The organism is Nostoc sp. FACHB-888 (genome assembly GCF_014696655.1).
Classification (GTDB): domain Bacteria; phylum Cyanobacteriota; class Cyanobacteriia; order Cyanobacteriales; family Nostocaceae; genus Nostoc.
This window is the reverse complement of sequence record NZ_JACJQM010000043.1, coordinates 42,018-56,690: the sequence shown is the minus strand read 5'-3', so window position 1 is coordinate 56,690 and position 14,673 is coordinate 42,018. Positions and strand designations below refer to the sequence as shown.

11 protein-coding genes, 1 tRNA gene and 1 pseudogene are annotated in these 14,673 nt (G+C 43.4%); 7 read left to right on the top strand and 6 right to left on the bottom strand.

Annotation, left to right across the window (positions count from 1 at the left end; all coding sequences use genetic code 11):
* The 6 genes and pseudogenes from H6G26_RS23390 to trxA all read left to right on the top strand — a co-directional run.
* Window positions 1–1,193 (top strand): annotated as a pseudogene (locus tag H6G26_RS23390) (hypothetical protein); the annotation flags it as partial.
* 811 nt (window positions 1,194–2,004) lie between these two features.
* A complete protein-coding gene (cysH, locus tag H6G26_RS23385; protein ID WP_190731619.1) occupies window positions 2,005–2,730 on the top strand; it encodes a phosphoadenosine phosphosulfate reductase in 726 nt (241 codons plus the stop codon).
* Between the two features lie 63 nt (window positions 2,731–2,793).
* The gene (locus H6G26_RS23380; protein ID WP_190731617.1) at window positions 2,794–4,047 is read left to right on the top strand and encodes an exonuclease SbcCD subunit D; all 1,254 of its coding nucleotides are present in this window, start codon (window positions 2,794–2,796) and stop codon (window positions 4,045–4,047) included.
* Window positions 4,048–4,833: 786 nt separating this feature from the next.
* Complete coding sequence (locus H6G26_RS23375) at window positions 4,834–5,403, top strand: YdcF family protein (RefSeq protein WP_199327051.1); 570 nt, start codon at window positions 4,834–4,836, stop codon at window positions 5,401–5,403.
* 335 nt (window positions 5,404–5,738) lie between these two features.
* On the top strand, window positions 5,739–6,902 hold the full coding sequence (locus H6G26_RS23370; RefSeq protein ID WP_190731615.1) for a GuaB3 family IMP dehydrogenase-related protein: 1,164 nt from the start codon (window positions 5,739–5,741) through the stop codon (window positions 6,900–6,902).
* 386 nt (window positions 6,903–7,288) lie between these two features.
* Window positions 7,289–7,612, top strand: coding sequence for a thioredoxin (gene trxA, locus H6G26_RS23365; protein WP_190731613.1), 324 nt, complete (start codon window positions 7,289–7,291; stop codon window positions 7,610–7,612).
* A gap of 155 nt (window positions 7,613–7,767) precedes the next feature.
* On the opposite strand, the gene H6G26_RS23360 is transcribed toward trxA, so the two are convergent.
* Window positions 7,768–8,361 (bottom strand): MarC family protein, encoded by a 594-nt coding sequence (locus H6G26_RS23360; protein WP_190731611.1) that lies wholly within the window; start codon window positions 8,359–8,361, stop codon window positions 7,768–7,770.
* Window positions 8,362–8,572: 211 nt separating this feature from the next.
* Between H6G26_RS23360 and H6G26_RS23355 the strand changes: the two genes are divergently transcribed.
* The gene (locus tag H6G26_RS23355) at window positions 8,573–9,385 is read left to right on the top strand and encodes a carbon-nitrogen hydrolase family protein (RefSeq protein ID WP_190731609.1); all 813 of its coding nucleotides are present in this window, start codon (window positions 8,573–8,575) and stop codon (window positions 9,383–9,385) included.
* 198 nt (window positions 9,386–9,583) lie between these two features.
* Here H6G26_RS23355 and fba read toward each other — a convergent pair whose 3' ends face one another.
* The 5 genes from fba to pdhA all read right to left on the bottom strand — a co-directional run bounded on the left by fba (window position 9,584) and on the right by pdhA (window position 13,884).
* The gene (gene fba, locus H6G26_RS23350; RefSeq protein WP_012411833.1) at window positions 9,584–10,663 is read right to left on the bottom strand and encodes a class II fructose-bisphosphate aldolase; all 1,080 of its coding nucleotides are present in this window, start codon (window positions 10,661–10,663) and stop codon (window positions 9,584–9,586) included.
* A gap of 305 nt (window positions 10,664–10,968) precedes the next feature.
* A complete protein-coding gene (locus H6G26_RS23345) occupies window positions 10,969–11,661 on the bottom strand; it encodes a Uma2 family endonuclease (RefSeq protein WP_190731607.1) in 693 nt (230 codons plus the stop codon).
* 106 nt (window positions 11,662–11,767) lie between these two features.
* Window positions 11,768–11,839: transfer RNA gene (locus tag H6G26_RS23340), tRNA-Lys, on the bottom strand.
* Between the two features lie 61 nt (window positions 11,840–11,900).
* Window positions 11,901–12,770, bottom strand: a complete 870-nt coding sequence (locus tag H6G26_RS23335; RefSeq protein WP_190731606.1) for an aldose epimerase — start codon at window positions 12,768–12,770, stop codon at window positions 11,901–11,903.
* Window positions 12,771–12,849: 79 nt separating this feature from the next.
* Complete coding sequence (gene pdhA, locus H6G26_RS23330) at window positions 12,850–13,884, bottom strand: pyruvate dehydrogenase (acetyl-transferring) E1 component subunit alpha (RefSeq protein ID WP_190731604.1); 1,035 nt, start codon at window positions 13,882–13,884, stop codon at window positions 12,850–12,852.
* Window positions 13,885–14,673 lie beyond the last annotated feature (789 nt).

Here is a 14,673-nt window from a genome sequence, read left to right as displayed (position 1 = left end):
TGACCATTAGTAATCCTTCCGCAGGTATTACACTAGGCACTACTTCCCAAAACGTCACTATCGCTGATAATGATATTGCTGCCTTTCCAAGCGTCAACTTATCCCTGAGTACTACTGCTGGCTTGGAAGCAAACACAACAGCTACCATCGTTACTGCTACTGCATCCAGTGCCGTATCTGGTAATCAAACAGTCAATTTAGGTGTAACAGGAACAGGCATCACTACCAGTGATTACAACCTTAGCAACAATATCATCACCATTCCTAGTGGGCAAACCGCAGGTTCTGTCATCTTCAGCGTTGTAAATGATGCTGTGATTGAAGGCACAGAAACCGCTACATTGACCATCAGTAATCCTTCCGCAGGTATTACACTAGGCACTACTTCTCAAAACTTCGCGATCGCTGATAATAATATTGCTGGCTTTCCAATTATCACGGTTTCTAGTAACAATACCGTACCCGCCACTACAATCTTTGGTAATGGTGGCACAACTACCCCAATAACGGTACTCGATAACAACACTATCAGTAATTTAGTGTCGAATGCTCCCACAATACTACAGAACAGTACTATTACTTCTAGCACTGGTCAATCGACGCTCACTACCAACAACCTCGAAAACCTTAACACAGTTAGTGATCTAACCAACTTTAACAACTCCACTGTAGTTAATTCCCTAACTGGGAGCAATCTCGTAGTCGGCACTGATGCCAGTGAAAATATCAATGGTAGCCCAGGCAATGACTACCTTGATGGCAAGGGAAACAACGACACCCTCCGTGGAGGCGATGGCAATGACACAATTTTAGGCGGACTTGGCAGTGACACCCTTTTTGGAGGCAAGGGCAATGACCGCCTCATTGGTTGGGGGGGTGGCTCAGGCGAAATTGATCTACTCAACGGTAATCAAGGTGCAGATACTTACGTCTTGGGTGATGCCAGTTCAGTTTTCTATGCCAGTTCCGGTAACGGTGACTATGCCGATATTGCCAGCTTTAAGGCTAAGGATCAAATTGAACTCAAGGGACTTGCTAATAATTACTCACTAGGGTCTGCATCAGCGGTGTCTGACAACAAGTCTGCTGTCGGCATTTTTACCAGCAATGGAACAGAGTTAATTGCTGTTGTTAAAGATGGATTAAAGCTCAACACAAATTTGGCAACAGATACTGGCTTTGTATTTGTTTAACCTGTTTGCGTAATTCCTCATCCCTCTACGGGGTGGGGATGTAAGCGAGTCAAAAACGAAACGTCCTCAAAGTATTTTTCCCAGTAGCTGGAACAATCTTGAGGACAGTTGAGTTTTTGACAACATATTATGTAAGTCTTAGTTAAATTCCAATGATCGAGGTCACGTTAAAAGCAGAAGCCCCACTCAGTTTTGAGCAGGGCTATGTGAAGTTTTATTGCTAAAATTAGAAATGTTTATCTTAGAAAAAGTTCATTATTGTAATAACGCTAACGCTGGTCAACATCATTAAAGCGCCCATAATTATAGATTCACCTAAGCGATTGGGGGATTTTGAAGTGTTCATTTAAGTAAAATCCTTTTTATTAATTGTTCCTTAACCATATCAAAATCAGTATAAATATCTATAAAAGCATTGTAAAACTTAAATTACCGCAAACTTTCTTAGTAATTACTTAATTTATACTTAAATATTTTTACTGAGAATGCGCCATTCTCCTAGTTTCCCCAATACCGTTTGGTTAAGGAATTTCTTGCTTGAGGCAGACAGGGGGTAGTTCGGGAATAGAACCTGTTCCTGAGAAAAAAATTACTCAATACTCAATAATAACCCTCTTTCCTCAAAAGCCTCCCCTGCCTCTCCTGCTCCCCCTGCCGAACCATATTACTAATTTCCCCACAATCCATTCTCCAGTTCCACAATGTAGTAATTTCCGAACAGAATAATTACCTTATCTCCGAGCGGAATATGGGCCTTTGTGGAGTAAAATAAATTTTAGTCAAGGTAAAAATATTTGAACAGAAGATTATCATGACAGTATCTGCGGCATCTAGAAATCAAGCGATCGCTTTTGACTTAGAAAAATTAAATCAGCAATTTGAAACTGCCACTCCCAAAGAAATACTGGCATGGTCTATAGAGAATATCCCAACGGGACTGGTGCAAACAAGCGCCTTTAACGTGGATGACATGATAATTACCCATATTCTTTACAGTGAACTGAAGCATCCCGTTCCTGTAATCTTTCTCGACACCTTGCACCACTTTGCCGAAAGCTTAGAATTAGTAGCCAAAGCCAAAGAAGTCTACAAGCTGGATTTGCAAACTTTCAAAACCCCAGACGTAGACACCCGCGAAGCCTTTGAAACCAAGTATGGCGACAAACTTTGGGACAAGGATATTGCCCAATTCCACCACATTACAAAAATTGAACCACTGTTACGGGGTCTAGACGAACTCAACAGCGTCGCTTGGATTACTGGCCGCCGCCGTGACCAAGCAGTAACCCGTGCGAATATGCCCATATTTGAATTCGACGGTAAAGGTCGGTTGAAAGTTAATCCCATAGCTACCTGGACACGCCAAGATAGTTGGGTTTACGTGGCTGAACACGGAGTAATTTACAACCCTTTACACGACAAGGGTTATCCCAGCATAGGCGACGAACCGATTACCACCAAAGTAGGCGAAGGCGAAGACGAACGCGCCGGACGTTGGCGGGGAAGTGATAAAACAGAATGCGGAATTCATATTTAGTTGTTATGTATTAGTCATTAGTCATTAATATGTTAGACAAATAACTAATGACTAAGGATAAATATGATTAAAATCCTCCATCTCTCTGACATCCACATGGGAAGCGGCTTCTCTCACGGACGAATTAATCCCACAACTGGATTAAATACACGATTGGAGGATTTTGTCAATACCTTATCTATATGTATTGACCGAGCGCTGACAGATGCTGTTGACATGGTGATATTTGGTGGCGATGCTTTCCCAGATGCCACACCACCGCCTTATGTACAGCAAGCTTTTGCCAGCCAATTTCGCCGTCTCATGGATGCCAATATTCCAACAGTGCTGTTGGTAGGCAACCACGACCAACACTCCCAAGGGCAGGGAGGAGCGAGTTTAAATATTTACCGCACTTTAGGAGTGCCAGGATTTGTTGTCGGTGACACAGTAACTACTCACTGCATCGAAACCCGTAATGGCACAGTGCAAGTAATTACCCTGCCTTGGCTAACGCGTTCGACTCTGATGACTCGTCAAGAGACTGAAGGTTCATCTTTGGCAGAAGTCAACCAACTGTTAACAGAACGCCTGCGAGTTGTTCTAGAAGGGGAAATTCGCCGTCTTGACCCAGATGTGCCTACTGTCCTTTTGGCTCACTTGATGGCTGACAATGCTAGCTTGGGGGCAGAACGCTTTTTGGCAGTAGGTAAAGGCTTTACTCTACCCCTATCTTTGCTGACGCGACCTTGTTTTGATTATGTAGCGTTGGGACACGTCCACCGCCACCAGAATTTGAATAAATCCAACAACCCGCCTGTGATTTATCCAGGCAGTATTGAGCGGGTAGATTTTAGCGAAGAGAAAGAAGACAAAGGTTATGTGATGATAGAACTGGAGCGAGGGAAGGCTGAATGGGAATTTTGCCCCTTAACAGTTCGGACTTTCCGCACCATTGAGGTGGATGTCTCGAAAGCAGATGAGCCGCAAGCGGTTTTAATGAAAGCGATCGCTAAGTATGATATTCAAGATGCTGTAGTGCGGCTAATTTACAAACTCCGCTCCGAACAGATGGATTTAATTGACAGTTCCTCTCTACATACTGCTTTAAGTCCTGCTCATACCTACACTATTCAAGCAGAATTAGTGAGTCAGTTGGCTCGACCCCGGATTCCTGAATTGAGTGCAAGTAGTAGCATCGACCCAATGGAAGCCTTGAAAACGTACTTAAATAACCGCGAAGACCTCAAAGACATAGCAACATCAATGCTGGATGCTGCACAGAAGTTGCTAGCGGATGATGTAGAAGTTTGGCTAGAAGCAGCAACTAGTGAATAGGATAAATACAAATTATATTTAGTACAGCGTGTAGAGACGCGTTAGCAAAGCTGGATAAAGTCCAATTTTGCCTCTCTACTAAATCTGACAATTCAAGGTCATCTGTAAAAACCTAACCCCCTAACACCTTTCTCGACGCGGGAAGGGGAAATTTCAAAGTATATCTCCTTTTAGGCTAAGGTATACACACAAGTCTTTCTAAACGCAATTTATGGTTAAGTCTCAGAGGTTGTTTGAAAAGTGGTTGGCTGTGATTTTAGGCACTTATTGATCCCCCCTAACCCCCCTTAAAAAGGGGGGAACCGGAATCAGAGTCCCCCTTTTTAAGGGGGATTTAGGGGGATCTAAAACGTTTTGCTACTAAGATGAGGACTTTTCAAACATCCTCTCAGAGCTACTTAGACACTTCACCGTGATTTTTACTACGTAAAACCTGTCCTTCTCCTTACCAAGGATAGGGATGTCCGATAGGATAGAGTGAGGTTTTGGGGGACTTTCGGGTAATCGGATAACTTGTATGTAGGTCGTAGCCTTAAAAAAGAGAGATTTAGAGACAGGTTCTTCGACAAGGTGCTAGAACCCTTTGATGGATTGTCCGATACAGGTTAGGATAATCCATCAATTAGAGGAAAAACTTTAAGCACGCTTCATCGCGCTGCAACACAAAAATTACCCGAATTTATATTTGGGCACATTTTTGAGGGGTTTGCTACTCTACTATCTATCAATTGTTGTTTTTCTTCTAGCCAGAGGAAATTTTGTAATCAGTAAACAAAATATTGAGCCTTGAATAAGCTATTCTTTACGGGTAAATCTTTTCGTTTTATAGCTTTTGTCTTACCGCTAATTACGTGGTGGGGATACAAAGAAGTACAAAACCAATTTGTACAGCCGCAAGCAGTTGTAGTGTTGGGTGGTTCAACGAGACGTTTAGAGCGAGAGAAGTTTACGGCCAAATTTGCCCGCCAGCATCCAAACATACCAATTTGGATTACTGGGGGTAGTCCACCTACATTCACCCAACGAGTGTTTACCAAAGCTGGTGTTGATCCCAAACGTTTACACTTGGACTATGAGGCCGTAGATACAGTTACTAATTTTACTACGTTGGTAGATGATTTGCAAGCTCGTGGCATCAAGAGCGTTTATTTGATTACTTCAGATTTCCATATGCGTCGGGCTTGTGTCATCGGCGAAATTATTTTGGGTAGTCGAGGCATTTATTTAAAACCAGTGCCCGTTCCTTCAGAAAAACCCTCTGAATCTATCGAAAAATCTATCAGAGATGGAGCTAGAGCAATAATTTGGATAGCAACTGGTTACACTGGTGTAGATGCAGCTAAAAATAAACGGTAAATTATCAGTGCGAATTTGCATGATTTTGATCTAACTCAATATAGGCAAATTAAACAATTAATGCCAATAATAATGATATTAACTAAGTAATAAAAAACACATGAAAATACAATTATCCAAAAACTAGCGCAACACCAACCTTCAAACAACACAATATAAGAACCAATTAATAATTTTTACTCATTTGGTTGCTTGGTAAATACTTTGCGTCCATCAAAGTTTCGAGCTGCGACTTGGGTAACTCGAATCTATCTGTGTAGTTCAGGGAAAAAAACGCCCCAACTTCTCTCACAATTTGATACCCTAGCTTAAATAGATTTGAGAAAAATTAAAGCGTGGAAATTCAACTTGGGCGGGGAAAAACAGCTCGCAGAGCTTACGGAATAGATGAAATTGCTTTAGTCCCCGGTAACAGAACACTAGACCCCAGTTTGGCAGATACTAGATGGCGTATTGGCAATATTGAGCGAGAAATCCCGATAATTGCCAGTGCGATGGATGGCGTAGTAGATGTTCGTATGGCTGTACGTTTGTCACAGTTAGGAGCATTAGGTGTCCTCAATTTAGAAGGTATTCACACTCGCTATGCTGACCCAGAGCCAATATTAGATCGGATAGCCTCTGTGGGGAAAGATGAATTTGTTGCCCTGATGCAAGAACTCTATGCCGAACCAATAAAGCCGGAATTAATTGAAAAACGTATTCAGGAAATTAAAGAACAAGGTGGCATCGCGGCGGTAAGTGCGACTCCAGCCGGTGCAAGTAAATACGGCGAGGCGGTGGCAAAAGCTGGGGCAGATTTATTTTTTGTACAGGCTACGGTAGTTTCTACTGCACATCTGTCGCCAGAGTCTATAGTACCACTTGATTTAGCAGAATTTTGCCGTTCCATGCCTATCCCTGTGGTGCTGGGTAATTGCGTGACTTACGAAGTTACGTTGAATTTGTTGAAAGCTGGGGCGGCTGGGGTACTGGTGGGAATTGGGCCTGGTGCCGCTTGTACCTCCCGTGGTGTGTTGGGTGTCGGTATACCACAGGCAACTGCGATCGCAGATTGTGCTGCTGCACGAGATGATTACTACAAGGAAACTGGTAACTATATCCCCGTCATAGCTGATGGCGGTTTAATCACCGGTGGCGACATTTGTAAATGCATCGCCTGTGGTGCTGATGGTGTCATGATTGGTTCCCCCTTTGCTAGGGCCGCAGAAGCCCCAGGACGAGGTTATCATTGGGGTATGGCGACTCCCAGCCCTGTCTTGCCTCGTGGCACCCGCATTCGCGTTGCCACCACCGGTAGCCTAGAGCAAATACTCGTTGGGCCAGCAGGGCTAGATGATGGCACTCACAATCTTTTAGGAGCCTTAAAGACCAGTATGGGCACTTTAGGAGCCAAAAATATTAAAGAAATGCAGCAAGTAGAAGTTGTGATTGCGCCTTCTCTATTAACCGAGGGTAAAGTTTACCAAAAAGCCCAACAATTAGGTATGGGAAAATAAGGGAGCAGGGAGATGAAGAAGCAGTTCTTGCTGGCGACAAGGGGAGAATAAAAAATTACCTCTTTCTCTTTCCCCTCTGCTCCCTGCCCCCTGCCCCCTGCTTCCCCCACTCCCCACTCCCCAATTCTTCAATAAATTTTTCCAGCCCCCTAAACAATTGCTGGAAAAATCCGATATGTCGCCTACAATAGAGATAGCGGAGACAAATGTTTCCGTTCACTCCTCACACCACACTCCGCCCGGACTACTGTTCGGGCGGTTCCTTATGTTTGTAAATAAATTTTAGAGCTTCTTTGCAAATGTACATCCTTGGACTCCCAAGCTGAGGTTTATTGCTATGGTAGAATTTTCACCAAGTTCAGATATTATTGGCGAAGGTTTTAGGCATGTCAACAGCCGCACAAGTTACCGATTCTAGTTTTAAGCAAGAAGTACTCGACAGCGATGTACCCGTTTTAGTTGACTTTTGGGCACCCTGGTGCGGACCATGCCGTATGGTAGCTCCTGTTGTCGATGAAATCTCCGAACAGTACAAAGGTCAAATCAAGGTCGTCAAAGTCAACACGGATGAAAATCCTCAAGTTGCTAGTCAGTACGGCATCCGCAGTATTCCCACATTAATGATTTTTAAGGGTGGACAAAAAGTTGATATGGTGGTAGGCGCTGTGCCTAAAACTACATTAGCTTCCACTCTCGAAAAGTATCTTTGAGGCTCAATTGGCAATAAAATCCTGTTGAGCTATCCATCTTGTTCTAACTTTAGGTTAATTTTTATAAACAAGTTTGAGAGGCGCAAATTTTGCCGTCTATCAAACTTGTTTACATTTGTATATAGTTTCAGCTTCCGAATATTTTTAGGAGTTTTCTAGCTCAAAAACAACTCCTTAATTCCCGTACTACCAATTTCCACCGCTAGCGCCGCCAATAGAAAGCCCAAAAGTTGAGTTACAATCACTCCACCTTCTGCACCAATCCACTGGTCAATCAGATTTGCTAAACGCAAAATCAACCAAGTAATAAACATCGCCCCTAATATACCTACCACCACAGCAAGATGTGGACTCTGTGATTTCGACATCAGCAACATCACCGTCGTCAAAGTCCCTGGTCCCGCTAGCAATGGTAAAGCTAGTGGAGTAATTGCGACATCGCGTCCTTCCTCAATAATCGGCTGATCTAATTCTCCCCGCAGCATTTGCAAAGCAATTAACAGCAACAATAGACCTCCTGCTATTCGCAAAGAGCCGATACTGATTTCTAAATAATTTAAAATTATTTGCCCAGCAAAGGCAAATAGCAAAAGAACTGCGATCGCAACGATAATTGCTTTATCTATAACTTGGTTTCTTTGCTCTGGCATCATGCCCTTAGTCAAAACTAAAACAATCGGTATATTGCCCACGGCATCCGCCAAGACAAACACAGCGATAAATGTTTGAATGAGAATAGAAGTATCCACGGTAGACAGTTTTTATCAAGGTTTGATCACAACCTAATCTTTATCCTGCTCAGTTTACTAGAACCCAGAGGAAGATTAAGATCAGTAATAAAACAAGTCTGTTGAAGAAAATCTAGGAGTTACGCATTTCTAATTAAGTTCCACAGATATTGAAGTAGCGATATATTTTGATAATCTCTTTTCCATCAATCAACTGTTCGTTGTTGAATCTATGAAGCCTTATTTAGCCGCCGCTATTCAATTGACCAGTGTGCCTGATCTACAGAAAAATTTGGCACAGGCAGAAGAATTAATAGAGCTTGCCGTGCGTCAAGGTGCTGAATTGGTAGGTTTGCCAGAAAACTTTTCCTATATGGGAGAAGAAAAAGACAAGCTCGCGCAAGGTGATGCGATCGCTCTTGAAAGCGAAAAATTTCTGAAAAAAATGGCTCAACGCTTTCAAATTACGATCTTGGGCGGCAGCTTTCCAGTTCCCGTAGACAATACAGGCAAAGTTTATAACACCACTCTACTCATTGACCCAAACGGTCAAGAACTTTCCCGCTACTACAAAGTACACCTATTTGATGTTGATGTCCCCGACGGCAACACCTATCGGGAATCCAGCACGGTTGTGGCTGGTACAGAACTACCACCCGTCCATTTTTCCGAAAAACTTGGTAATTTAGGGCTTTCCATTTGTTATGATGTCCGCTTCCCTGAACTGTACCGTCATCTAGCAGATAAGGGAGCTGATGTTATCTTTATTCCCGCCGCCTTTACTGCCTTTACTGGCAAAGACCACTGGCAAGTACTACTACAAGCCAGAGCCATCGAAAATACCGCCTACGTCATTGCTCCTGCCCAAACAGGCAATAACTACGCCCGCCGTTTAACCCACGGTCACGCCGTTATTATCGACCCTTGGGGCGTAATTTTAGCCGATGCTGGGGAAAAACCGGGAATTGCGATCGCAGAAATCAAGCCCACTAGATTAGAACAAGTCCGCCGTCAAATGCCCTCTTTACAGCATCGGGTGTTCTAAAGACTGGAAAGCAGGGGAGGCAGGGGAAGAAGAACTATTGATTATCGACAGAATGCCCAATGCCCAATACCCCATGCCCAGCCCAGCCCTTATGAATACAACAAAAAACCGGGTAAACACCCGGTTTCTGACAACATTAAAATCATCAGTTTTTTAGGAGGATAGCAGGACTATGCTCCTATTTATTTGTTGTCAAAATTAAACTTTAGCAGCTGATTTGGTAACAACGTTGAGTTCACCTTTAGCATACTTAGCAGCAAAATCTTCCAAAGAAATTTGCTTAATCTTGCTTGCGTTACCAGCTGTGCCAAATTGCTGATAGCGTTCAGCACAAACCTTCTGCATATATGTGATAGAAGGCTTAAGGAAGTGACGGGGGTCAAACTCCTCTGGTTTTTTAGCCAAAGCTTCACGTACAGCAGCAGTGATAGCCAAACGGTTGTCGGTGTCGATGTTTACTTTACGTACACCACTCTTAATACCTTTTTGGATTTCTTCTACAGGTACACCGTAGGTTTCAGGAATTGCACCACCATACTGGTTAATCAGTGCAAGCAAATCTTCAGGTACAGAAGAAGAACCGTGCATTACCAAGTGGGTGTTAGGCAGACGGCGGTGAATTTCTTCAATGCGGCTGATTGCCAAAATTTCCCCAGTCGGCTTACGGGTAAACTTGTAAGCACCGTGGCTTGTGCCAATAGCAACTGCCAAAGCATCTACTTGGGTTGCTTCTACGAAGTCAACAGCCTCATCGGGGTCAGTTAACAGTTGAGAGTGGTCGAGTGTACCTTCAAAGCCGTGACCATCTTCAGCTTCACCAGCACCAGTTTCTAGAGAACCTAAACAACCGAGTTCACCTTCAACGCTGACACCCAAAGCATGAGCTACATTTACAACTTCGCGGGTAACATTAACGTTGTACTCGAAGCTAGCGGGGGTCTTAGCATCAGCTTCTAAAGAACCATCCATCATCACGCTGGTGAAGTTGTTCTTAATTGCTGAGTAGCAGGTAGCAGGCGCATTACCATGATCTTGGTGCATGACAATGGGAATGTGAGGATAGGTTTCTACGGCTGCCAAAATCAGGTGGCGTAGAAAGTTTTCTCCTGCATAATTACGAGCGCCGCGTGAAGCTTGCAAAATTACGGGGCTATCTGTCTCGACAGCAGCCTTCAGGATTGCCTGAATCTGCTCCAAATTGTTAACGTTGAAAGCTGGGATGCCGTAACCGTTTTCAGCTGCGTGATCCAACAGCAGCCGCAGTGGTACAAGCGCCATAGATAGTCCTCCTAATGTGGTTGTCAGCTAGTCGGTCTGAGAAAAGCGTATTTATTACGCTAAATCTTAAGAGTTTTTTCAACTTATAGGAAATTATAACTAGTGTCGTGTATCTATGTTGAAAAAGTTTACGCCATCGTTACTATAACTATGTTCTATACTCCTGTACTATGAACCATAGTTGCTCTGTATTGCTGTAGATTTAGTTACCCTACAGTTAGTAGCTCTGGTAGCCCAGTATCCCAAATGGTCATCTCAAAGCGATCGCACTCCTAACTATTTTGGCAAATTTACAAGCGATCGCATCAGGCAAAAGGCGCTAATCTCTCAACAAATGCTGCGTGTTCAGGAGATTGCAAGCCTGTTTGCAAAACAGTCAATACGGACTGCATATTCCCTGCTAATAACTCTGCAACCCCTAACCACAACCCTGGAAAAATTTGACTTCGCAGAATACCGTTACTATCAGTAGCCAACTCTATATACTCACCCTGTTCCAAATAGAACCAGGTCAATTTATGATCGAGTACTTGCCAGACGATATATTCTTTGACTCCATTGCGACGATAGGCTTGTTTTTTAGCATGGAGGTCAATAGCGACACTACTGGCAGCAATTTCGACAATTAACTCTGGTGCGCCTTCAATATAATCATCTTCACTCAGCCTTGCTTGACCACCCGCTTCTGGGTTGATCAGAAGTACAGCATCTGGTTGGGGTTCGTTATCTAAGTCTAAGCGCACAGTGGGTTCTACTGCTGACGCTACACCAGGTGTAGCGGCTTCGTAAGTAAATAACCAACCAACAATCCAACCGTGCGGTTGACCGTGACTTCTAAAACGTAAAGCAGCAGGCATGATGTAGACAATTCCCTCAATCAATTCGGCTTTTTTCAAGTTAGGCATGGCGTTGTAGCGACGCTCAAATTCATAAAGGCTGAGTTTGTCGCCATTTTCCAGAAGGGGAATTGTCCAATGCTGTGGAAGTGTTTTTACCATGACAATGGTGTTTGGAATTAGTCTATGCCTATCCTACCGAATTGCAGAAATTTCTTGGATGCTGCGATCGCTTTCTTTCAATCTAATAATTATGATGTTAATTTTATGGGTCGCCCGGGATTCGAACCCGGAACTAATCGGTTAAAAGCCGAGTACTCTACCGTTGAGTTAGCGACCCTTTCGCTGCATTTCGCAACTTTGCAATCATAGCATATACATCTGTAGATTTGTAAAGGGGTTTAGAAAAAATTAGCAGTCAACCTTATAGATGCTGTATGGCTAGCTCCTGGTGGTAACACAGTCAGGTTATCACCAGTATTAAGAGAGTTACGGGTGGCACTCCACGGTTCTAGACAGTAGAATTCTTTGCCTTTGACTGTCCAAAATACCAGGTAGGTAGAGAAATCATCATAATCCAAGGTGAGTTTTAACTTCCGGCTGCCATCTATGGCAGTGGCCGATTTACTCGTTAGCTGTCCAAAGGCAAAATCAATTTCATCACGGCTAAAGTCAAAATTGCCATCAAAAGAGTGAATTTCCTTAGTTTGATTATCTTGATACTGCTTAGAGGGAATTTCAAGCTCTAGCTGAGTTTTATCACCACACAGAAAGTAGGGATGGAAACCAGCCGAAAAAGGCATTGGTGTGGATGACAAGTTTTTATACTGCTGGCGGACTTCTAAGGTATTACCTTGAAGTTCGTAGGTGAAAGCCAGTTGAAAATCAAAAGGATAAACTGCCTTAGTTTGCTCATTGCTATCAAGAACGACAGTGAGACTAGCTTTATCTCCAGTTTCTTGTTCTGTTGCTTTCCAAGGCAATTCACGAGCAAAACCGTGTTGTTTGAGAGTATATTTTTGCTCGTTGTGAGTGTAAGTATTATCTGGTAGATTGCCACAAATAGGAAACAAAATTGGATTCCCACCTCTAACACTCAAATCAGGATGAGTAAAGCGTTCAGTGTCCAGGTAAAAAATTTCTTGGCCTTGAATGCGCCAACGGGTGATGATCCCACCACGTTCTGGTACGACTTCTAATTGAGAACCAGCGCCTTCATCAGAAAGAATGTAGGTCTTGTACTGTTGCTGTTGAACTGCAATGCTAAACACAAATTTTAGTCCTGGGTATAGGGATAGTTAGGAGTTAGGAGTTATGAATTTTTAACTCCTCACTCCTGACTCCTAACTTTTACTCGTCTTCTGCAAACACGAAACGATATAACTCGCTCGGGTCTGGTTCTGGGCTGCTTTCGGCGAATTTAACCGCTTCGTCGATTACATACTGAATTTTACGATCAATGGCTTTGATTTCTCCCTCATCCGCCAGTTTTTGCTCCAGCAAATAAGCTGCCAACTTTTTAATTGGGTCACGGGCGAACCAAAATTCTTTCTCCGCTTTGCTTCGCATTTCATCTGGGTCTGCCAAGGAGTGACCCCGGAAGCGGTAGGTAAGCGCCTCAATTAATGTTGGGCCTTCACCTGCGCGGGCACGAGCTACAGCTTCTTGGGCCACGGCTCGGACTGCTAGTACATCCATGCCATCTACTTCGACGCCCACCATGTTAAACGCACTGGCTTTTTTGTAAATCTCTGGCTGGGAAGTGGCTCGTTCGTGAGACATCCCAATGGCCCACTTATTATTTTCGACTACAAAAAGAATTGGCAGTTTCCATAAAGCTGCCATATTTAGCGTCTCGAAAAACTGACCATTATTAGCTGCACCGTCGCCAAAAAAGCAAGCTGTCACTTGGTCAGCATTTTTATCTCCCAGCACTTCGCGGCGGTATTTGCTTTGAAAAGCCGCCCCAGCTGCTACAGGAATTCCCTCAGCCACAAAAGCGTAGCCACCTAGCAAGCGATGTTCCGCAGAAAACATATGCATGGAACCACCGCGCCCTTTGCTGCAACCTGTGGCTTTACCAAATAATTCTGCCATTACCTCTCTTGCTGGTACTCCCGCACTCAGAGCATGAACGTGGTCGCGGTAAGTACTACAAACGTAATCTTCACCCGGTCGCATTGACTGCACAACACCACTGCAAACGGCTTCTTGACCGTTGTACAAATGGACAAAACCAAACATTTTACCTCTGTAGTACATTTCAGCGCACTTGTCTTCAAACAAGCGCCCTAACACCATATCCTCATACAACCGTAACCCTTCTTCTTTAGTGATGTGCGTAGTAGCAGGATTAAATGTGGGTAAAGTACGCTCTTGAACCATTATTTTTGAGTATTCCTGTTGTAAAACTTAAAGTTACGGTCGTGAAGTACCTACACTGATACTTTGTATACAGTGTAGGTTTCGCGTCTCATTCGCCGCTGCTCTGCCCTTGTGTATTCATTGCTGAATACCCGAAACTAAATCCGGTCTGAGTCTTACGCAGCGTTTCTGGTCTTGCGACCTTTATCTCCTTAAGGAAGAACCCGCGCAGCCGCCCACCTTCCGTAGGCAGTTTGATTTTCTTCGTACAACACCGCTTGGATTTACTGCAATGGCATACCAGCGATGGCGTGTTAAATAAGTTGATCTGATAACACCTCAGCTTTTAACAGGCTAGCGTTTGCAAGACTCAACAATCAAACTTTATTTATGCACCAAAAAAGGCCCTTAGGGAATAGCTGAATTTTTAATGTTTGATTTTTAAGTTTTCAGTCACTGCCCTGTGAAAATTTGACTCTAACGACGATATCTGTCGCTTTAAGTTTTTCTCTCTCACCGAAACAGTTTTAAGCGCCGTTAGCGGTAGCGAGGCGTTTAGCCTGTCATGAGTACTGAGTAAAAACTAATATGACTAGGCTTAGGCATCAAATCAGTTCTAAGTAGTGAGTAATTACTACTTCTTCCTCATTACTTCTTACTCAGCAATTAGCACTCACCACTCAGCGCTCCTAAATATTCCCCTTCATAGACTAGCAATCAAGATAGACTGCTTTCTGCATATCCATTAACAATTTAAAAAAAAGAGGCAAAACTCTCTACACCCAAATAGATAATTGTAATTAAAGGTAA

Bases quoted from the DNA above. Each gene is read 5' to 3' on its own strand.
- H6G26_RS23380 (WP_190731617.1), top strand. From the start codon at position 2,794: ATGATTAAAATCCTCCATCTCTCTGACATCCACATGGGAAGCGGCTTC.
- H6G26_RS23345 (WP_190731607.1), bottom strand. From the start codon at position 11,661: ATGGTAAAAACACTTCCACAGCATTGGACAATTCCCCTTCTGGAAAAT.
- H6G26_RS23355 (WP_190731609.1), top strand. From the start codon at position 8,573: ATGAAGCCTTATTTAGCCGCCGCTATTCAATTGACCAGTGTGCCTGAT.
- pdhA (WP_190731604.1), bottom strand. From the start codon at position 13,884: ATGGTTCAAGAGCGTACTTTACCCACATTTAATCCTGCTACTACGCAC.
- fba (WP_012411833.1), bottom strand. From the start codon at position 10,663: ATGGCGCTTGTACCACTGCGGCTGCTGTTGGATCACGCAGCTGAAAAC.
- trxA (WP_190731613.1), top strand. From the start codon at position 7,289: ATGTCAACAGCCGCACAAGTTACCGATTCTAGTTTTAAGCAAGAAGTA.
- cysH (WP_190731619.1), top strand. From the start codon at position 2,005: ATGACAGTATCTGCGGCATCTAGAAATCAAGCGATCGCTTTTGACTTA.